Raw genomic sequence first — 19,803 nt, forward strand, 5'->3', positions numbered from 1 at the left:
TCTCTCCCGGTACTAATCGGTGAAAACACCAAACAGCGTCGTGACGACTGTCCCGACACTGCTGACGATTGCGCCGCCGTAGACACCGGTCGCGTAATTGAAGACTGCGAGGCCTGCCAGCCCGAACGCAGTCCCGAACACGAGCATATCGGCGGGTGCCATCCTATCGGCGAGTTCCATAGCCATCGTCAGATCGTCGCCTGCTGTTCGATCTTCGCGTCGTACGTGAGCGATTCGCCCGTGGCGGGATCGAAATACTGGAGCGAGTCCCTGTCGAACCGGAGGTTCACCGCATCCCCCATCTCGACCGTCGTGTCGGGGTCAACCGCGGCCTTGATGCTCTGGCCGGTTTCGAGTTCGAGTTCGAGTACGGTCTTCTCGCCCTGCGGTTCGACGACCTCCACTGTTGCCGGGTGGACGTTCGCCGGGACGCCGTCCTGATTAAGCGCGATGTTCTCCGGGCGGATGCCCAGCGTCACGCGGTCTCCGAGATACGAGCTGAGCGCATCGGTGAACTCGTCGGGAACGTTGTGGATAGCGCCGCCGAGGTCCAGTTCGAACTTGCCGGCAGACGACTCTTCGAGCGTGCCTTCGAGGAAGTTCATGCTCGGTGAGCCGAGGAATCCGGCGACGAACATGTTCCGCGGGTTCGAGTACACGTGCGTCGGTTCGCCGACCTGCTGTATCTGCCCGTTGTCCATGACTGCGATCTGGTCGGCCAGGGTCATCGCCTCCACCTGATCGTGGGTGACGTAGACAGTCGTCGTCGAGAGTTCCTCGTGAAGTTTGTTCAGTTCGGCGCGCATCTGGACGCGGAGCTTCGCGTCTAAGTTCGACAGTGGCTCGTCCATCAGGAACACTGCCGGGTCACGGACGATTGCGCGGCCCAGCGCGACCCGCTGTTGCTGACCGCCGGATAGCTCCGACGGCCGCCGTTCCAGTAACTCTTCGATCTGTAGCAGCTCCGCTGTCTCTCGGACTCGTTCGGTGATGATCTCTTCGTCCGTGTCGTGTTGCTCCAGCCCGAACCGCATGTTGTCCCGCACCGTCTTGTGCGGATACAGCGCGTAGTTCTGGAACACCATCGCGATGTCCCGCTCGTATGCGCGAGCGTCGTTGACGACATTCTCGCCGATTCTGATTTCACCGTCGGTCGCCCGTTCGAGCCCCGCGATGAGGCGCAGAGTCGTGGTCTTCCCACACCCTGACGGGCCGACGAGGACAGTGAAACTTTCGTCGGGGATGTCCAGCGAGATGCCATCAACTGCCGTAACGTCGTCGAATTCCTTTACGAGGTCGGTGAGTTCTACGTGTGCCATAGTTAGTTACTCCTTGACTGCTCCTTGTGTGAGTCCGCTCACGATGTACTGCTGGAAGAACAGGCCGAACAGGATGCCGGGTAACGCGGCAATCATCCCGCCGGCTGCCAGATGCGCCCAGTCCACGAAGTCGTCAGCTACGAACAGTGAGACCGCGATCGGAAGCGTCTGGGCCTGTTCCGAGGATGTGAGAACGAGCGCGAAGACAAACTCGTTCCACGAGAAAATGAACGCGAGGATAGCAGTGGCCGCGATGCCCGGCTTCGCCATCGGCAGGATTATTTTGACAAACGCTTCCCAACGGGAACAACCGTCGATTCGGGCCTGCTCGTCCAATGATTCGGGAATACCGTCGAAGTAGTTCTTCATTATCCAGACGGCAAACGGGAGGTTGAAGAACGTGTACGTGAGGATGAGCGCGAGCCGCGTGTCGTACAGGCTCCCGGTGAGTCCGCCGATGAGCGGCGGGTTCGACATGATCTGGAAGAACGGGACGATCAGCGCGATGGGTGGAATCATCCGCGCGCCGACGATCGACAGCAGCAGCGACTTGTTCCCCAGGAAGTCATATCGGGAGAAACTGTAGCCGGTGACCGTTCCCAGAGTGATACAGATGAGCGTCGTCGTCGTCGCGACGATCATGCTGTTGATTGTATAGTTGTCGAACGGTCGGTTCGTGAAGATATCCACGTAGTTCTGTGCCGTCGGGCTCTGTGGGAGGAAGGTGATCGGCAGCGACAGCACTTCGCTTGATGGCTTGATGCTCGTAATGAAGATGTAGTAGATCGGGAACCAGATGATCAGGACGTATACGGCGAGCAGTCCGTAAGCCAGCAGTCGCTCGCGGGCAACGGACGGCCACTCGTTCTGTGTCTCCAGTCCCAGCGACCGACGTAGTCGGTTGAGTGGTGATTTCTTCGTGCTCATGCTTCGTAGGGTGATTCGCCGAATATCTTGTACAGACTGGCCACGATGGCGAAGGTCACGGCCAGTAGGACGACCCCAAGTGCAGCGCCGGTCCCGGGTTCGTTGAATACCTGTGCGGTCCGGTACAGCCAGGAGGCCCATACCTCAGTCGCCTTCCCAGGGCCGCCCTGTGTCATCACCCAGACCAGATCCAGCGCCCGGATGTCGAAGATGATACGGATAGTCAGCGCGACCAGTATCGATGGTTTCAGGAACGGATACGTGACGTTCCAGAACCGGGACCACCGACTCGCGCCATCGACTTCGGCGGCGTCGTACAGCTGCTCTGGGACGTTCTGCAGGCCTGCGAGCAGGATGATGATGATGAAGGGGGTGAACACCCAGACGTCGGCGATGATAAGCGCCATCATGGCGAGTGCGCCATCCGAAAGGAACGGGATGTTCCCCGAGATGACGCCGAGCCGCTGAAGCGCCCCGTTTATCGCGCCGAAGTCTGACTGGAACATCCAGCGCCACATCAGCCCGCTCATTACGTAGGGAAGAATCCACGGAACGATGACCGCTGTTCGGAACCAACCCCGCCCTTTCAGATCCTTATCGAGCAACAGCGCGATGCCAAGGCCGAGCAGGAACGAGATGGAGACGCTGAAACCGACGTAAATGACTGTGTTCGTCGTAATCGAAACGAAACTGGGACTGAACACGCCGAGGACGGCCTCGCCCCCTTCGCGTGCGAAGATCAACCGCCGGAAGTTCCGCAGGCCGACGAACTCCATCTCGTTCGTTACCGGGTTACGGAACTGGAAGCTGCTGAGAAACAGCTTCGCGGTCGGATAGACGATTATTGCGGCGATCCACAGCAGTGTCGGCCCAACCGTCAAAGGGACGAACAGCTTGTCGAGTTTGCGACGCAGTGGGCTCTTTTCAATGGACATGATATATAAAACCTGAATCGCGTCAATCAGAGCAGACCGATGTCCTGGTAGAGGCGCTCAATGTTGCTGTAGGCGTCGTTGAGTGCTTTTTCGGGGTCTTTGTTACCGAGCAGCGCCGGCGTGAGCTGCTCGTTCAGATAGTCATCGACCTGTGGCTGTGCCATGTACGTCTCGCTTTTTGCGTTCTCGAGGTTGAACCGCATGTCTTCGAGCAGCCAGGACGGGTACTCGCTTTGGACCTCGTCGTCTTCGTACACCTCCGGAACGACAGCCGGGTTCCCTTCGACGAGCATGTTGTTCTTGGACGACTCGCGTGTCGTCATGAAGCGGGCGAACTCCTTGGCTGCGTCCTTCCGCTCGGAGAACGCAGAGACGCTGATGCCGTTCGTGTCCTGGAACGTTGCACGGCTTTCCGGCCCCTTCGGTGGCTTGGCGCTGCCGATGCGATTCTCGTCCCATTCGTCAATTGCGCGGGCTCCAAGCGGCGTCCAGGATTCGACGGTCGCGTACTGGCCGGCGATGAAGTTGTCACCGACGCCACCCTCGCCGAGACTGGACATCCCGTCAGGCATGATGCCGCGCTCACGGAGCCCATTGAAGAACTCCAGTACCTCTTTGCCTTCCTCGACAAACACCGGCTCGTAGCCGTCGTTGAATAGCTGGCCGCCGGCTTGGTAGAGGAACTGCTTGAAACTGAATACGGACTTGCCGGCCCAGGTGAACGCGAACCCGGATTTGTCGCCCTGTGATAGCTGTTCGCCCTGACTCAGGACCTCATCCCACGTGTCCGGCGGCGCGTCGAAGCCCTGGTCGTTCAGGTACTGCTGGTCGTAGAGGTAGCTCCCCCACTTCCCGAATTCGGGAGCCATGTAGGTCTGGCCGTCGAATTGGACGAGGTCGTTCAGCGAGTCGGGGAACTTGCTCATGTGGTCGCTTCCGAGGCCGATCGGCTCGAGCCAGTCGGAACTGACGAAGTCAGCCAGCCACCAGGTCGGGCCGTTGAACGCGTCGACGGTGCTGTCCTGGTTCCGCCAAATCGTCGTCAGACTGGTCTTGAGGTTGCTCCACGGAACCTCGTTGACTTCCACGGAGATACCGGTCTCCTCCTCGAAGCGTTCAATGTTGGCTTCGGTTCCGGGGTCGAACTCCAGCGACCCGGCGTTGTAGAACACGATTTCGTCTGCCATCGTCTCCGACCCAGTGCCGGTTGTGGCACCGTCTGAACTCTCACCGTCGGAACTATCGCCACCGGAGCCGTCTTCGGTGCTCGAATCGGAGCCGCCACTGCAGCCAGCAAGCGCCGCTGCCCCGATGACACCGGCACTTTTGATGAACGTTCGACGAGTGCGGTTTGAACTCTCTTGCATACAATCGCTCACGAAACAGCCATGGATTATAAATTATGGGGGTTATTAAATATGAAGATAAATATCATAGTTTATAGCATGAGCTTTTCTATTGGCTCTTCAGCGTCTAAAATAGAATTTGAAGGTACAACTATCTTATAGTAATATTATTTATTAATTTGGAACTACTGTTTTGCGTGATTGATTTCGCTCACAAACCTGAATTGGGGCATGATTTGAACGAACCATTCACCGAATCGTGCAGACCTGGTAACCGTCTCGATCGGACTGCCGTCATTCGGTCCTGCATCGAGACTCCACAGGTCGCCTGTGACCCACATAACGCCGCGCGATTTAAGCCACCCCGCCCGGTATCGGTGCCCGTGACAGAGCGCGGACGGACACGGCGGGCATTTCTGGGGACGCTCGCAGCGACAACAGTCGGGTCGGTCGCGGGGTGTCAGTCACAGTTCAATCCGCTTGCATCGACGGCGCTCGATGAACACGCCGCCACGCAGTTCCGGCAGGGGCTGTTGAACCAGGGGCATCAGGATATGTCCGTTCCGGACGCCATCGAGCGGGCCTGGGAACTGCCGGCGAACCGCGGGGACCACACCGCGGCAAAAGGGAGCCCTGCGCTGGCACCGACTGGCGACTTGATTCTGGCCGACGACACCGGCCGCGTGCGGGCCATCGCGCCGGACGGCGAGGTCCAGTGGGCAACAACAATTACACAGGCGACGCGAGGGAGCCACGGCACGCCGGCCATCGCCAACGATACCGTCTACATCGGGGCCTACGACGGCGCGCTGTCGGCACTGGACCTCGAAACCGGCCGGCGGCGCTGGCGGACGGACCTGGGCGATGCCATCGGCGCGAGTCCGACCTACTACAACGGGTCGCTGTACGTCGCTGTCGAGCACGCGGCTCCGAGCGGGAGCGTTGTCGCTGTCAACGCCGCGACCGGTGACGTGCAGTGGCGCGACAGCCGACCGACCGACCACCCCCACTCGACGGTGGCACTGGACCGCGAGCACGGCCGCCTGCTGTTTGGCTCGAACGACGGCTACTGCTACGCGTGGTCGTTTCCGGGTCTCGAACAGGTCTGGCGCTACGACACTGGCGGCGACGTGAAAGCCCCCATCGCCGTTGCTGATGGGACCGCCATCGTGCCGTCGTGGGCTGAGACAGTCACTGCCGTCGACGTGACCGACGGTTCGGAACGGTGGACCTTCGAAGCCGACGCCGACGTGATGTGTGCGCCAGCGGTCCACGACGGCACCGTCTACGTCGGCAGCCACGACGACCGCGTGTATGCAATCAATCTCGCCAGCGGCGAAGAACTGTGGCGCTACGACACCGGCGGGTGGATTATCGGGAGCGTCGTCGCCACCCGGGACCACGTACTCGTCGGGTCCTACAACGGGCGGCTGTACGCACTGGAGCGGGACTCGGGTGCGGTGGCCTGGACCGTTGAGAACCGCGGCCACGTGACGAGTGCGCCGCTGGTGACCGCTGATGGCATCTACTACACAGAACGCGCTGTCGACGGCGACCCCGACCGCCCGGGGATGTGCTACGGACTCGTTCCGGCATAACGAAGCGAAACCCCTTACACCACGGACCGTCGACTCTCGCCTATGAGTACCATTCGGGTCGTATGGGGGACTGCGACCGGCCCGACCGCGCTGGCCGCGTACGACGCGGCACTCGCCGAGGCGGGCGTCCACAACTACAACCTCATCTCGCTCTCGTCGGTCATTCCTGCCGAACCGACTATCGAGGTGACTGAGACAGCGCCGGATCTGGGGCCGCCCGGCGAAGCGCTAGAGGTCGTCCAGTCCTCGGCGACCGTCGCACCGGGTGAACGCGGCGCGGCGGGCATCGGCTGGGCCCGTAGCGAGGACGGGCCGGGTATCTTCTACGAGGTCGACGGCACCAGCGAGGATGCGGTCCGGATGGAAATCCGTGAGGGGCTGGCCGCTGGTCGGGACCTCCGGGACTGGGAGTTCGTCGAGGAGAACGTCTACGTTGAATCGGCGTCCGACGACGCCGAGTACGCCAGTGCCGTCGTTCTCGCTACCTACGGCGAGAGCCACCCCGTCGTGTAGTGCGTGTGCCGACGGTGCCGGTCAGAACTGTGCTCGACACTGGGTTTTTAGTGCTCCCCCCCATAGAGACAGAGAACGTTCATGTACGGTAATACGTCGTTTGGTGGGGAGACGGAAGAAGTGACGCTGACCGCGGAACAGCGCGAGAACCTCCGCCGGGACCTCTCGAGCGTCGCCGCCCGGACCCGCGAACTCCTGCCCGGCGAGTTCGTCGTCGGCTCGGAAATCAGTAACAGCACGACGGGCCCACGGGCCACAATCGCAGTCCAGCCTCCGGTCGGGTCGGTCGTCAGCGCTGACTACACGCCGGAAGACCCGGAAAGCGCGAGCATCTCCGATGCCGAGCGCGACGACCTCGCGCAGGGCATCGCCGCCTCCGCCGCCCTGCAGGTCAAGCAAGTGATGGGCGACGACACGTCGCCGACAGCGCAGTAACAGTCGCTGCTCTCAGTTTTCTGCAGCACAGTCATGGTGACGCGTAGTCGTTGTTATCAGTCGTGACCGCCGCTGGTGACCGGCGGGTCATAAAACAGCGCGTAGCCGATGGAGCCGGTCGCTGGGAGGCTGCCGGCACTCAGCGCTGTGACGAAACTAAGCGAAGTAACCACGGCACCGAGCGACGCCAGTAGCATCGAGAGGGCGATGCTGGCAAGCACGAGGTCAGGCATCGACAGGGACCCAGGCATTCGTGTCTGTATGGAGACACGCCTCCTAATTAAATATTATTACTCGCGCAAACAGCGCACCGAGTACCGCCTATTTGCCCCAGAATTAATCTTCTGATTCTACCAAATTTGTATAACAGAACCATCACCAGCACCAGATGGTCACTCCAGCGGTGTCAATCGCTCTTGAATGGAAATAAGTCGTATCCCACAGCTGGTGACCATTTACCTCCCAAACAGTTTTTATTACTCAGAACGCTGAATTGTTAATGACTGACTATTTGGACGGCTCGTCCGAACCTGATGAGGTCAGGTATTCGTATTGTGTTTCACGGCGAGAAATCCTTGCAGCAGGGGCCGCAGGTGTAGCAACTGGACTTGCAGGCTGTAACGCATTCAATCAAGATGAGTCACTAGATGGCACTGACTCCACGCCACCACCTGAAGAAGATCAACAATTAGATATTCAGGTCAATCTGGTTGAGGTATCCTTGGATACTATCAGGTTCAAATTATTCGGAATCAAAGATTATGACCCAGATACATTTAGAGTCGATATATATTCAAACGCCCCAGTAGCAGATGACGACGATCGACGACCACTTGCAAGAGAAGAATACCAAGCATTTCCTCAAGTCTATGGAGCAAAAGCGAGATTTGAAGACGCAAATGAATATTTTGACGGGTATCTGAACACGCCTCAGGAGTTGATTTTTGAAATAGCGATTGATGACGGTGAGGCACAGGAAGTCCACAGAACTCACGAAGCAATCATGATGTTTGAAAATAAAGCCCGAGTAACAACAGAAATTCGCTCGCTCGGGCCAAAGTTTGCATCAAGAGAAACATGGGACAGTGATACCACTCCAAAACAAAAAGTTGAACTCTGGTATAATGAACCAGACGAGTCACCATTTAATGTTCCAAAACTTGACAAATCAGAGTATTCTGAAACGGATGTAGACGGTGACGATTGGTTTGACCTCAAGAACATCGAAATCACAGTTCTTGTTCGTACACCAATATTCACTACTGCGTTTTATGTTGACGATGACGATGAAGTACAAGGGCCATATTATGATTGGACCGTCTTTACCGTTCGAATGTCAGAGATTGAGTATTTAGAAGCAGTATACTTCAATTCACCGTCTACTATGAGAATTGCGGTTCCTGATACAGAATGGAGTATTGGTGATGGGGGCGCTCGTCAAAAAGAAATTCCTCATAAAACGAACTACGGAAGTAATGTGACTGTAGGCAATATTTCTGAGCCAGTTGCTCAAGAATCAGATGATGCGGTAGTGCAACTACTAGAAGCCGCTGTTTTTCCAGATAGAAGCCCTAATGAATTTGTTGGTGCAAATCCGCTACGGTTCGCAGTTGGGCGAGCAGTAAGTAAACGCTGGGCACGCAAAATCGAAGAAGCATTCGAAAACAAACACTATCTATCATCGCTTGAAACCCCTGACTACCACAAGCTAACAGTATTGAAAGCATTTGTTGGCGATGCACTCCCATATAAATGGACTCTTGGTAGATACCACAATTCACCAGAAGAAAGCATTATCGAACTGTTCAAGAATGGAACAGAAGGTGTCGAGAACACGGAGGGTGCAGACTGTGTGACAGCATCTATTCTATTCGCAGGTATTGGCTATTGGCTTGTTGATGCTGAACCAGTACTTCCGTGGGTATATGTAAGTGGGCGTGTAAAACACTTGTTCACAGGGTGGGGTGGATTAGATATGCCAGACTTGAGTAGAAACCGAAGCCCTAACGCATTAGGGTATGAAGGTCCAGACACACCGCATTCTAGTGATAAAATTTCATATGATTATTGGAATGTTGAATGTACAGAAGGGTTTTCATCGATTGGATTTATCCGAGGTTCGATTGCTGACACGCAGTATCTCGCAGCTTGGTCAAATGGAGACCCTCTTCAACTGACAACACACATTCGATTAAATGAAGCCGATGAACCAGATATCGATGGTGAGATTAAAGTTGACCGAACCGAAAATGAGGGGATAATCAAAGTGTTTGACGATAATCCGCTATATCGATTCGAGTCAGAATAGAGACGCTACGCTATATCTCAAACAGTTCGTGTATGCTGTCTCGTATTGTTTGTAGTGTTGGTCGCTCGTCAACTTCACTTGAACATCCGTGTAACAATACTTTTGATACATCTTTTTGGAGTTCAGACGACTGTAACACATCCACAAAGAAACAGCACAACTGATAATTCTCTGTCAACCGTAATTGCGACTCAGTAATAGCTCCGGACCACTCTGAAACGTCAGGCGGAACCCGCCAAATAATAGATACAGAGTCGTTTCTGAGCAGGGACTCACTTCCCCCAGAAGGGGTCGCGGTTCCGGTGTTTCTCCAGATACATCGACAGCGCCTCGCGCTCGTCGACGGAGATGTCTTCCTTGAGTTCCTGTTCGAGAATCTTTGCGTGCTTTTCGGGGATTTCGACCCAGAGGTCGTCGCCTTCCTCGACTTGGCGGCCGACGGTCGGCCCCTGAATGGAGACAGCCATGCGCTCACCGGCGCGGGCCGAGTCGACGTCTTCGCCCTCGTCCTGAATCGTTTTGAGAGTCCCGACGCGGTTCGCCTCGCCGTTCTCCCACCTGACGACGTTGACGTTCCGACGGAGTTCACCGGAGAGGATTTCGACGCCGACGACGGCCGGGTCGGACTGGCGGAAGGTGTGATCCTGCAGAATGCGGAACTTCGCCGGGCGGGTGATGTTCTCCAGAATCTGCTCCTGCTGGGCCTCCTCGATGGCGGTGACGTGGTCGTCGTAGGACTCGACGAGCTGGTAGATGACGTCGTCTTCGAACAGTTTCACGTCCTCCTGTTCGGCGAGGTCCCGCGCGTCGTCGAGCACGTCGACGCTGAACGCCAGAATCGCCTGATTGGTCGACTCGCCGGCCGTTTCGGCGACTCGCACGTCCCGCGGTGCGACCGCGCCGACCTCGGCCCGCATCACCGGGATTTCTTCCTCTTCGAGCGTACTGGAGAGGGCCTCCAGCGACCCGAGCGTGTCGGCCTTGATGACGACCCCTTCTTCCTGTGTCGTCACTTCGATTTCGGCGAGTTCCTCCTCCACCTCGGCGATGACCTCGCTTCGGTCGCGGTCGCGGATGACGCGGATCGGCGCGCCGGCCATCGCATCGCCGAGTTCCGGCGCGGCGATTTTGACACCGTCGGCGGCGGCGACCTCGTCGACCTGCTCGAACTCCTGTTCGGTCCGGATCTCTTCGAGCGGGCGTGGCCGAAGCAGCGCACGCACGTCAGTGATGATCGGCCCTTGCAGCCCGCCGACGACGATGGTATCGTCGTTGCGGATGGTCCCGTCGTAGATGATGGCGTCGAGCGTCGTCCCGAACCCCTGGGTGTCTTTCACTTCGAGGACAGTCCCAACACCGGGACCGCTGGTGTCGATTTCCATCTCCTCTTTCATGTAGCGCTGGGACAGCCCCATCATCACCGTCAGCAGGTCAGGGATGCCCTCGCTCGTTTCGGCCGAGACCGGCACGACGCCGATGTTGGCCTGGAAGTTCTGGACGCGCCAGTACATATCCGCGGAGAAGCCGTTGTCCGAGAGTTCGCCGATAATCTCGTACAGCTTCTCGTTGAGGTCGGACTGCACGCGGTCGGACTGTGCGTCCATCGTCTGCTGGACCGGTTGCCCCTCGTTAGGGTTCCAGCCGGGGACGGTGTCAATCTTGTTTGCGGCGACGATAAACGGCGTCTGGGTTCGCTTGAGGATGTCGATGGCCTCCAGCGTCTGGGGCTGGAAGCCGTCGTTGACATCGACGACGAGGATGGCGATGTCGGCGAGCGCGCCACCGCGGGAACGGAGCGTCGAGAAGGAGTGGTGGCCCGGCGTGTCAATGAACAGCAGGCCGGGCAGGTCGAAGTCCGTCGGGTCGACCAGGTCACCAGCAATCTCGGAAATCACGTCAAGCGGGACGGCTGTCGCGCCGATGTGCTGTGTAATCGCGCCCGATTCGCCGGCGGTGACGGCCGAACCGCGGATCTTGTCGAGCAGGCTCGTCTTCCCGTGGTCGACGTGGCCCAGAACGGCGACGATGGGCGTCCGCAGGGTGTCGTCGGTGGCTGTTGTGGGGTCCGTGTCAGACATAGATGGCTCCAGAAGTTGTCAGAACCGAGTCGTCGGTGGCAGTTAAGTTCGTCGTCATCAAACGCACGCAACCGAACGTGGGGCTAAGCGGGCGTCACTCGGTTACAGTGAACGACCCTGTCATGCCGATGCTCTGGTGAGGGACGCAGTGGTACTCGTATTCTCCGGGGACCTCAAACGTGTAGGCGTACTCGTAGCCGGAACTGTACGTCTTTCCGTCGTCTCCGGGCGTCCCCGTCCAGTCGCTGCCTTCCGGCGTCGCGGTCGATTTGACGTTGTGGCCGCCGGCCTCCCAGACCCATAGCACGGTGCTTCCAGCGGGGACCTCGAACGTTTCCGGGGCGAAACTGAAGCTTCCCGGCGCGACGGCGACCTCCTGTTCGGCGTCCACCGACGTTCCAGTGGAGGCCGGCGTTTCGGTCGAAGTGGCAGTCTCAGTCGGTGTTGGTGTTTCGGTTGGGGTTGCGGTCTCCGTCGACGTCGTCACCGAATCAGTCGGCGTTGCTGTCGCAGTACGGGTTGATACTTGCGTAGCGGTGGCCGTCGCTGTTGGGGATGATTCACCGCTGTCGCCACCACTGCAGCCCGCGATAGTCCCGGTAACGACGGCCGTGAGCGCGCCGAGAAACTGACGCCTGTTCCGGTCCATGCGTACTCGTAGGACGCCTGCCGCTTAGGGCTGCTGCCTACTGTGACTGTGCGATCCCGGTCACAGAACGACTCCACTGGGACTCTCAACACTTGCTTACCCAGCGTTTCTATCCGTGACTGTCGCTGTCGGCGACCATCGTTCTCTCGTCGGATATCCCCGTGGCGTTTATGTAACCTCGTTCGGAACAAGGAGGTATGGCTGCAATACTCGCAGAAAACCTGTCGGGGAAAGACGTGATGGGGACTGATGGCGCGGAGATCGGCAGTCTCTACAACATCACGATGGACTTCTCCTCGGGCGCGCTGCACAACCTCGTTATCGACCCCGCGGAGTCGCTCCGTAACACAAACTTCGAGTACAGCGACCAGGGCCGCCTGCTTGTCCCGGTTGAGCGGGTCAAGGCAGTGAAAGACCACATGATCGTTAAACGCTAGATGTACGTTCTTGACTCCTCGGCATTTATCAACGAGTATCACACCGACGAGCAGATAGCAACGATTCCACTCGTCAGAGAAGAACTGGAGGACGAGGCCGCCTATCGCTTCGACGCGCTCGAAGGCTCTGGGATGCACCTTCACATTCCCGAGGACAACACTGTTGAGCGCATCGAGCGCGCTGCCAGCGAGACCGGTGATCTTGCGGAGCTCTCGGCAACCGATATCCGGCTGATTGCGGCCGCGTTCGAACTCGACAGCCGCCTCGTCACGGACGATTACGCGATGCAAAACGTCGCGGAGAAACTCGATGTGGCGGTCGAAGTTATCGCCCGTGAGGGGATCTCCGAACAGCGGGAGTGGCTGTTCCAGTGTGCTGGCTGTGGCCGCGAGTTCGACGAGAACCGCGACCGCTGTCCCATCTGTGGGAGTTCGCTCTCGCGGAAAAACCCGGCTTAGACGGTCTGTTCGTCCCGGGCGTTGAGCCCGAGCTCGACTAGCTGCGACAGCACTTCCGCCTCTGTGATGCCGTAGCGCCGCGCAAGCGTTTCGATACTCCGCGCTTGGTCGTCATCACAGACGATAGTGAACCGCCGAGCCATGTCATCGCATACAACAGTAGGTCGCATAAACACCCGTCAGACAGCGGTCAGACACCTCAGATCGCCGGATTTCCTGTAATCTCGATGTACAATGTGAGAAACTGGATTGCGTTGAACGCCCCGTGAATAAAGATGGGCACGAGCAGGTTCTCGGTCTTGAGATAGCTGAGGCCCAGCAGCGTCGACAGGACGAACACCAGGAGCAGCGAGAGCACGGTCTGTGTCGGCGTGCCGGCGGCGTACTGTCCGAAGTGGACGACACCGAAAACGGCGCTGGTGAGTATAATCGCCTGAAATTCACCGAAATCGTCGTAGAGGTACTTCTGGATGAGGTTCCGGTAAATAAACTCCTCGCTCGGCGCGATAGTCAGAAACGCGAGTGGGACCATCACGAGCAGGAATGACGGGTCCTCGCGGGCCAGTTCCTCGACGCTGCTCCGGGCCGCTTCGAGCCCGAGCGCCTGAATAAGGTAACTGAAGCCAAACAGCGCGACCATGAGGACGACGACGCCGCCGACGCTGTAGCCGATGTCACGGAGACCGGGGCGCTGCAGGTCTAGGTCGGTCCAAGTACGGTCTAGCCGGCTGGCGACGGCCGCCCCGAAACCGATGAATCCGACGCCGATGCCGATAGTGAGCGTGACATACGCGGGGCCGGTGACAGTCCCGCCTTCCAGCGCTGTGGCGCTGACAAGCCCTGCGGCCGCGACCCCGAGAACGACGAACTGGGCAAACACCGTGCCCACGAGGAAGCCGGCCAGCCCGATTCCCGTTGCGACCGAGAGCGCTCTGGCGACCGTGTACAGCCGGTCGTTCGGGATGCCGGTCGCCAGCGCCCAGCCCAGCGCAACCGTCAGACCCCCGGCCAGCACTGTGAGATACACGGCGATGCCGACGGTCGCCGCAACGCCAGCACGGAACTCCGGCCCGAAGAAGGCGACGAGCGTGGCGAGGGTTGTGACGATGCTCGCGCCTGCTGCGCCCAGACCCGCCTGTCTGCGGTCGAGTGCGCCGTGACGAACAAGCGAGAAGGCGAGCGCGGCGACGACGAAGCCGGCGGCGGCGACCTGTCGGGCGGTGACCGGGCCGACAGTTGTCGCCGGTGTCATCCAGCCAGCGATGCCGGTTTCTGTGGCGACGAGTACGACGAGACCGAGGCCAGCGGCGAGAACACCCCAGTTCGCGGCGGTATCGTCCATTATCGGCAGTCCGTTGCGCCGGCCTAAAGGGACTCCGTTTCGCCGATACGCAGTCGCTCGCGCTCGTCGATGACCGCCGTCTCGTCCGTCGCTTCGCCGCGGATGAGCGCCCGCGTGGCGTTTTTGCCCCACTCGACGGCCGGCTGGGTGAACGTCTCCACGTCCGCGAGTTCGCCGACGAGGACACAAGCCGCCTCCATCGCGTACAGCAATTCGCCGACGCTTTCGGCGTCGAGACGGTCGATTTCGACTTCCAGTGCCGGCCGGTCAGCCGCCGGCAGGCTCGCCACCGTCGCCTCGTACTCGGCGTCAATGAGGCCGCCGAGGTCAGTTCCGGCGAGATACGACAGGTCTTCGTGGTCCGGGTCGGGAATCGACACGTCGGCACGCTCGCGCGGTCGGACGAACGTGACGACCTTGTCGCGGTGGCCGGCGCGGTACAGCTGGAGCTGGGAGTGCTGGTCGGTCGCGCCCAGCGCTCGCGCCGGCGTCTGACCTCGCCCGTCCTTACCCAGGCTCTCGGCCCAGAGCTGTGCGAACCACTCGCCGAAGGACTCCAGGCGCTCGGCGTAGGGCATGACGGCGTTGACCGTCGCGCCCGCTTCTTCCAGCGCGTAGGCCATCGCGCCGTAGGCGTAGGCCGGCGAGTCATACAGCGACGGCGCGAGGTCGTCAGCCGCCTGCTGACCGCCGGCAAGCAGCCCCTCGATGTCGATACCGAGGATGGCTGGCGGGACGAGCCCGACCGCCGACAGCGCGCTGAAGCGGCCCGGAACGCCCTCGGGGACCGGCAGCGTCGGCAGGTCGTGCTGATCGGCGAGCGCCCGGAGCGGGCCGGACTCGCCCGTCGTGACGACGATTCGCTCGGTCCAGTCGACGCCGCGGTCCTCGTAGGCCTCGCGGACGACGAGGAAGTTTGCCAGCGTCTCCGCCGTCGTCCCCGAACGCGAGACGACGTTGATGGCCGTGTCGGCGAGTGAGAGGCCATCGAGCGTCCGCCGGACGTGCTCCGGGTCGACGTTGTCCAGCACGACGTGACTGCCCGGGTCCTCAGCCAGCGCCTCTGTGATGGTTTTCGCTCCCAGCGCGGAGCCACCGATGCCGACGGTGATGACCGATTCGGCGTCGGCCACCGGCGCGACGGCGTCGTGGATGGTCTCGGCATCGGTTGCTTCGAGGAGGTTCAGCGAGGCGTAGCCGAACTCGCCCTTGTTTCGACCCTGCTCGATTCGCTCGTGGGCTACGGCCACCTGCTCGTCCAAGTCGTCAAGCGTCGCACGCTCGACGCCCGGGTCGGCGGCACTGGCAAGCGCGGCTCCGATATCGACGTGCATACTGGGGGTGTCGATGGGCGGGTACAAACAACTCCCGGACGGCATGGCAGCAGACGTGGCTCCGTTGTCACCGCTGGCCAGACAACACCGCGCTTAACCACGCGCTTGCCTAAGGATCAGGTATGACAGACGCGACGGCAGAGCAGTCCGTCACAGCCGACGCCGACGACAAGCCCGAACCGTACAACGGGCTCCCCGGCGCATTCCCGTACGCGTTCCGGGCCACTGACTCGTTGCTGTTCAAAGCCTACGTTCCGGTCGCGTTGTTGCTGTCCGTGGCGATTACGCTCGTGTTCTCGTTCGGGCTGATAACGCAACTCGCCGAAACCGGCAGTGTCCGCGGCGGGACGTTCACCTTCTCCCGGAGCTTCTTCCTGTTCGTCGGGCTGTTGCTCGTCGCGCCGCTGCTGGCTCCAGTGCTCTCCGTCGCGCGCCGCCATCGACGGACCGCATCCTCGGTCGCCTACGACCGCGCCCTCGCCCTTTCGGCGTTTCTGTTCATCGGGTCGATATACCTCGCGCTGTTGACCTCCGCTCCGGCGGAGCTTCGAGAGCCGACACAGAGCGCTGTCGTCGGCTTCTTCTACTCGTTGCCGCCGATTGCCGGCGTCGTCCCGCCGATGCTCGCGACGCTGGGGATATACCTGACTCACCGGCTGTTGAAGTAGCACCGCCAGTCCACGGCTGTCCACTCTTACGGCATACCACTCCAGCCCGTTCCCGGGTCGAAACGGGCAAGAACGCCCGCCACGAACGTGTGTCCATGACAGCGATTGAAGGGACATTTCTTGTCACGAACGCCGACGACGGGTCGGCGACGCTTCGGAATGTCGCAGACTCACAGGTGCTGACACTGTCTGACAATCCCGGCGTTGAGGCCGGCGAAGTAGTGGAGGGAACAGTCGAACCGGAGCCGCCGATGGAGGTCACCTACACCGTCACCGAGGTCGCCGAGCGGCGCACAATTCCCGTCGAGACGGTCGACCTCGCGCCGACGACCCAGACGACCGAAATCGCGGCTGAGCAGGCCCCCGGCGAGCTAACGACGGTCGAACGCGCTGGTGAGGGCGAGGTACACGTCCTCACGGTCCCGGAAGACGAGACGGCCGAGGCCGCAACGGATGTCGTCGAGGACGAGGCGACCCTCTCGCGGGCGGCCAGGCTCGGCGTCGACCGTGTCGAGGTTCGGACCGCAGCGGGCGTTGTCAGCGTGCGCTACTTGCCGGACTGACGCGTTCTCTCACTCGCCTCGACTTCTTATTCGGTCGGGCCCGCGGCGCTCTGGACCTGCCAGCCACCGGCGATGCCACACGCCTCGCGCTCGGTGTACACGAACTCGGTGTCTTCGGTCACCGCGGACCCGCCCTCGACGGATTCGACCTGGAGCGGGAAGTCCAGCGTGTCGCCACAGCAGCCAACGCCGACAAACTCTGTCCACACGTCGCCCGGTGTGGCGGTGTTGTGTGTCTTCCGGAGGTACGCGCGGAACGGCGACCCGTCTATTTTGTCGCGACCCCACCCGCTGAGGTCTGCTGGATACGAGAGTTCGACCCTGCTTGCGTGCTCGGACATACCGGATATACGTGATAGACTGGCATAGATGTACGGCACAGCGGATGTCAGCGGCAGTGATTGGGAAGGCTTATTCCGGCCCGTCTCACACCGTTCCGTCATGTTCGAGTTCGAGGTCCCGGAAGTCGATTACACCCAGTATTCGAACCGTCAGCTAGTGGCGGTTCCGCTGGTGGTGCTCGGTCTGGCGCTTGCGGTGCTCGGTGGCTGGTATCTGGTCACCGGCGCGCCGGTCTCTCCGAGCATCGACTTCACGGGCGGTTCGGAACTCACCGTCGAGTCGTCTCTCTCACAGGCGGAGCTCAGGGACAATACGTTCGACGAACCCGTGGTTTCCGTCCAACAGGTCGAGGGTGAGAACCGGTATATCATCACGTTTGATTCGTCGAATCTGGAGCCAATCGAGGAAACCGCGCGTTCGAGCGATCAGATGGAGTTCCTCGGTAGCGGGACCACGTCGCCGATATTCGGTCAGGAGAACCAGCGGCTAGCGGTCGTCGGCATCGGTGTCGCCTTCCTCGGGATGAGTTTGCTTGTCTTTGCGATGTTCCGGTCGGTCGTACCGAGCATCGCAGTCGTTCTGTCGGCGTTTTCGGACCTTGTCATCCCGCTCGCGGTAATGAACCTGCTCGGAATCAAGCTCTCACTGGGAACCGTCGCCGCGTTGCTGATGCTCATCGGTTACAGCGTCGACTCAGACATTCTGTTGAACAATCACGTCCTCCGGCGCTCCGGTGGGTTCTACGAGTCGACGTACCGCGCGATGCGGACCGGTGTGACGATGACGCTGACGTCGATGGCGGCGATGGCGGTGATGGCGATTTCGGCGACGATATTCGGTATCGAACTGATGGCTTCTATCGGGTTCGTTCTCGTCGTGGGCTTGGCTGCTGACCTGATGAACACCTATATGCTTAACGTCACGTTGCTTCGCTGGTACAAGTATGAGGGGGTCAAACGATGAGCACACTCAAGGAAAACTGGCGCGTCGTTGCGCTGGTCACGCTGTTGCTACTCAGCGCCGTCGCGCTGTTCATCCCCGGCGTTCCGCCAGGGACCTCGGATACTGAAGGAGCTGGGGCCGCGAACCAGTCGACGAACCTCCAGTACGGGATTCAGCTCAGCGGCGGGACGCGTATTCAGGCCCCGATCGTTGGCACTACCGCTGAAGGTGTCGATGTTGCACCCGCAGACGAGGCCGACTTGGCACAAGCGACGGCGGACCGGTTGGGTCTCGACCCGATTGACGTGCGCGTTTCGAACCAGACTGAGACCGTCGAGGTGTTCTCGAACAACGTCTCCACCGGAGAGGTCGAAGCCGCACTCGAAGCCGAAGGGTACGAACCGAGCGAGGTCCGTCCTGGCGTGACCCGGGACACCCGAGAGAACATGGTGTCGGTTATCAACGACAAACTGCGCGAATCGGCGCTGACAGGGGGTTCGGTGCAGCAAGTCAGCTCGCCGGGTGGTCGGAGCTTCATCAGCGTCACAGCCCCGGACAGGGGGCGCGAGGAGCTCATCGGCTTGCTCGAAGAGCGTGGTGTCGTCCGCGTGTACGCTGTCCACGACAATACTGAGAACGGCTCCTACGTCCGTGAGCAAGTCCTCTCACAGGGCGACTTCGCGGGTATCGGGGCAGCACAGCGAAGCGAAACGCAGGGAACGCACGTCCCGGTGACTGTCAAACAAAGCGTGGCCGAGCGCTACGCGAACGACATGGTCGAGGCCGGCTTCGGGAGCGGGTCGACCTGCCGCGACTCGGACTACGACCACGAGAACCTCCAGAACTCACAGGCAGACTGCCTGGTGACGACACTGAACGGCGAGCCGGTGTTCATCGGTGGTGTCGACCCGGGGCTGGGACAGTCCTATCGGAACGGTGAGTTCGCCAACAATCCGCAGTTCATCATGCAGACCAGCAATATGTCTGAAGCGACCGAGCTGGAACTCGCACTCAAGGCCGGTCGGCTACCGGCCCCGCTTGACTTCGACAGCGCCGAAAGTCAGACGCTTTCGTCTGCGCTCGCTCAGGAGTTCCAGCAGCGCTCCCTCCTGACGGGCATTCTCGCCGTCATCGCGGTGAGCCTGGTGGTGTATCTCCGGTACGGGCGTCCAGAGGTCGCCCTGCCGATGATCGTCACGGCGCTGTCGGAGGTGTTCATCCTCCTCGGATTCGTTGCCTTCGTCCAGTATCCGCTGAACCTCTCGCATCTGGCCGGGTTTATCGCAGTCATCGGGACGGGGGTGGACGACCTCATCATTATCGCCGACGAGATCCTCCAGCAGGGGAAAGTTGAAACGGGCCGCGTGTTCCAGAGCCGCTTCCGCAAGGCGTTCTGGGTCATCGGCGCGGCCGCGGCGACGACCATCGTCGCGATGAGTCCGCTGATGGTCCTCTCGCTTGGCGACCTCTCCGGGTTCGCCATCATCACCATCGTCGGCGTGCTGGTCGGCGTGCTCGTGACGCGCCCGGCCTACGGTGATATCCTCCGGAGTCTCGTGCTGGACGAAGACTGACACCGTCGGTCGCTTTCTCCCGAGTTCACGACGC

22 protein-coding genes are annotated in these 19,803 nt (G+C 60.2%); 10 read left to right on the forward strand and 12 right to left on the reverse strand.

The window, feature by feature from the left end; translation table 11 throughout:
• Window positions 1-12: 12 nt before the first annotated feature.
• The 5 genes from RR_RS22585 to RR_RS18195 are packed head-to-tail and all read right to left on the reverse strand — an operon-like array spanning window position 13 to window position 4,548.
• On the reverse strand, window positions 13-180 hold the full coding sequence (locus tag RR_RS22585; RefSeq protein WP_164734732.1) for a hypothetical protein: 168 nt from the start codon (window positions 178-180) through the stop codon (window positions 13-15).
• An 8-nt stretch (window positions 181-188) separates the two neighbouring features.
• Window positions 189-1,319, reverse strand: coding sequence for an ABC transporter ATP-binding protein (locus RR_RS18180; protein WP_004964477.1), 1,131 nt, complete (start codon window positions 1,317-1,319; stop codon window positions 189-191).
• A gap of 6 nt (window positions 1,320-1,325) precedes the next feature.
• The gene (locus RR_RS18185) at window positions 1,326-2,246 is read right to left on the reverse strand and encodes a carbohydrate ABC transporter permease (protein ID WP_004964475.1); all 921 of its coding nucleotides are present in this window, start codon (window positions 2,244-2,246) and stop codon (window positions 1,326-1,328) included.
• Complete coding sequence (locus tag RR_RS18190; RefSeq protein ID WP_011224663.1) at window positions 2,243-3,181, reverse strand: carbohydrate ABC transporter permease; 939 nt, start codon at window positions 3,179-3,181, stop codon at window positions 2,243-2,245. Before RR_RS18190 ends, RR_RS18185 begins: the two co-directional genes overlap by 4 nt.
• Window positions 3,182-3,207: 26 nt before the next feature.
• Entirely contained in the window at window positions 3,208-4,548 is a 1,341-nt protein-coding gene (locus RR_RS18195) for a sugar ABC transporter substrate-binding protein (protein WP_011224664.1), read from the reverse strand.
• 362 nt (window positions 4,549-4,910) lie between these two features.
• Between RR_RS18195 and RR_RS18200 the strand changes: the two genes are divergently transcribed.
• The 3 genes from RR_RS18200 (at window position 4,911) to RR_RS18210 (ending at window position 7,073) form a co-directional block, all read left to right on the forward strand.
• Window positions 4,911-6,125, forward strand: a complete 1,215-nt coding sequence (locus RR_RS18200; RefSeq protein ID WP_049939088.1) for a PQQ-binding-like beta-propeller repeat protein — start codon at window positions 4,911-4,913, stop codon at window positions 6,123-6,125.
• A gap of 42 nt (window positions 6,126-6,167) precedes the next feature.
• Window positions 6,168-6,638, forward strand: coding sequence for a pyruvoyl-dependent arginine decarboxylase (locus RR_RS18205; protein WP_011224666.1), 471 nt, complete (start codon window positions 6,168-6,170; stop codon window positions 6,636-6,638).
• 81 nt (window positions 6,639-6,719) lie between these two features.
• Window positions 6,720-7,073, forward strand: coding sequence for a DUF5811 family protein (locus RR_RS18210; protein ID WP_004593952.1), 354 nt, complete (start codon window positions 6,720-6,722; stop codon window positions 7,071-7,073).
• A gap of 56 nt (window positions 7,074-7,129) precedes the next feature.
• Here RR_RS18210 and RR_RS18215 read toward each other — a convergent pair whose 3' ends face one another.
• Window positions 7,130-7,324 (reverse strand): hypothetical protein, encoded by a 195-nt coding sequence (locus tag RR_RS18215; protein WP_007189199.1) that lies wholly within the window; start codon window positions 7,322-7,324, stop codon window positions 7,130-7,132.
• A 248-nt stretch (window positions 7,325-7,572) separates the two neighbouring features.
• On the opposite strand from RR_RS18215, the gene RR_RS22115 reads away from it, so the two are divergent.
• The gene (locus RR_RS22115) at window positions 7,573-9,381 is read left to right on the forward strand and encodes a hypothetical protein (RefSeq protein ID WP_011224667.1); all 1,809 of its coding nucleotides are present in this window, start codon (window positions 7,573-7,575) and stop codon (window positions 9,379-9,381) included.
• A gap of 272 nt (window positions 9,382-9,653) precedes the next feature.
• Here the strand turns inward: RR_RS22115 and infB are convergent, their stop codons facing one another.
• Together infB and RR_RS18225 are read right to left on the reverse strand one after the other, a co-directional pair.
• Entirely contained in the window at window positions 9,654-11,459 is a 1,806-nt protein-coding gene (infB, locus tag RR_RS18220; RefSeq protein WP_007189198.1) for a translation initiation factor IF-2, read from the reverse strand.
• Between the two features lie 94 nt (window positions 11,460-11,553).
• A complete protein-coding gene (locus RR_RS18225; RefSeq protein ID WP_011224668.1) occupies window positions 11,554-12,108 on the reverse strand; it encodes a plastocyanin/azurin family copper-binding protein in 555 nt (184 codons plus the stop codon).
• Window positions 12,109-12,305: 197 nt separating this feature from the next.
• On the opposite strand from RR_RS18225, the gene RR_RS18230 reads away from it, so the two are divergent.
• Both RR_RS18230 and RR_RS18235 read left to right on the forward strand, forming a co-directional pair.
• On the forward strand, window positions 12,306-12,545 hold the full coding sequence (locus RR_RS18230; RefSeq protein WP_004518435.1) for a PRC-barrel domain-containing protein: 240 nt from the start codon (window positions 12,306-12,308) through the stop codon (window positions 12,543-12,545).
• On the forward strand, window positions 12,546-13,004 hold the full coding sequence (locus tag RR_RS18235) for an NOB1 family endonuclease (RefSeq protein WP_011224669.1): 459 nt from the start codon (window positions 12,546-12,548) through the stop codon (window positions 13,002-13,004).
• On the opposite strand, the gene RR_RS18240 is transcribed toward RR_RS18235, so the two are convergent.
• Genes RR_RS18240 through RR_RS18250 form a run of 3 tightly spaced genes read right to left on the reverse strand, consistent with a single transcriptional unit; the run spans window position 13,001 to window position 15,680 of the window.
• Window positions 13,001-13,147: a hypothetical protein gene (locus RR_RS18240; protein ID WP_004964450.1), complete on the reverse strand. Its 147-nt coding sequence runs from the start codon at window positions 13,145-13,147 to the stop codon at window positions 13,001-13,003. The genes RR_RS18235 and RR_RS18240 overlap by 4 nt on opposite strands.
• A gap of 56 nt (window positions 13,148-13,203) precedes the next feature.
• A complete protein-coding gene (locus RR_RS18245; protein WP_011224671.1) occupies window positions 13,204-14,346 on the reverse strand; it encodes a CPBP family intramembrane glutamic endopeptidase in 1,143 nt (380 codons plus the stop codon).
• Window positions 14,347-14,369: 23 nt separating this feature from the next.
• Window positions 14,370-15,680: a glucose-6-phosphate isomerase gene (locus RR_RS18250; protein WP_049939089.1), complete on the reverse strand. Its 1,311-nt coding sequence runs from the start codon at window positions 15,678-15,680 to the stop codon at window positions 14,370-14,372.
• Window positions 15,681-15,802: 122 nt separating this feature from the next.
• On the opposite strand from RR_RS18250, the gene RR_RS18255 reads away from it, so the two are divergent.
• Both RR_RS18255 and RR_RS18260 read left to right on the forward strand, forming a co-directional pair.
• Entirely contained in the window at window positions 15,803-16,348 is a 546-nt protein-coding gene (locus RR_RS18255) for a hypothetical protein (RefSeq protein WP_007189193.1), read from the forward strand.
• 95 nt (window positions 16,349-16,443) lie between these two features.
• Window positions 16,444-16,911 carry a DUF5812 family protein gene (locus RR_RS18260; RefSeq protein ID WP_011224673.1) on the forward strand — a complete coding sequence of 156 codons (468 nt, stop codon included), beginning with the start codon at window positions 16,444-16,446 and terminating at the stop codon, window positions 16,909-16,911.
• Window positions 16,912-16,937: 26 nt separating this feature from the next.
• On the opposite strand, the gene RR_RS18265 is transcribed toward RR_RS18260, so the two are convergent.
• Window positions 16,938-17,252 (reverse strand): hypothetical protein, encoded by a 315-nt coding sequence (locus RR_RS18265; protein ID WP_007189191.1) that lies wholly within the window; start codon window positions 17,250-17,252, stop codon window positions 16,938-16,940.
• Window positions 17,253-17,352: 100 nt separating this feature from the next.
• Between RR_RS18265 and secF the strand changes: the two genes are divergently transcribed.
• Complete coding sequence (gene secF, locus RR_RS18270) at window positions 17,353-18,216, forward strand: protein translocase subunit SecF (RefSeq protein ID WP_004964432.1); 864 nt, start codon at window positions 17,353-17,355, stop codon at window positions 18,214-18,216.
• On the forward strand, window positions 18,213-19,769 hold the full coding sequence (locus RR_RS18275; protein WP_011224675.1) for a preprotein translocase subunit SecD: 1,557 nt from the start codon (window positions 18,213-18,215) through the stop codon (window positions 19,767-19,769). Before secF ends, RR_RS18275 begins: the two co-directional genes overlap by 4 nt.
• Window positions 19,770-19,803: the final 34 nt, after the last annotated feature.

Source organism: Haloarcula marismortui ATCC 43049, from assembly GCF_000011085.1.
Classification (GTDB): domain Archaea; phylum Halobacteriota; class Halobacteria; order Halobacteriales; family Haloarculaceae; genus Haloarcula; species Haloarcula marismortui.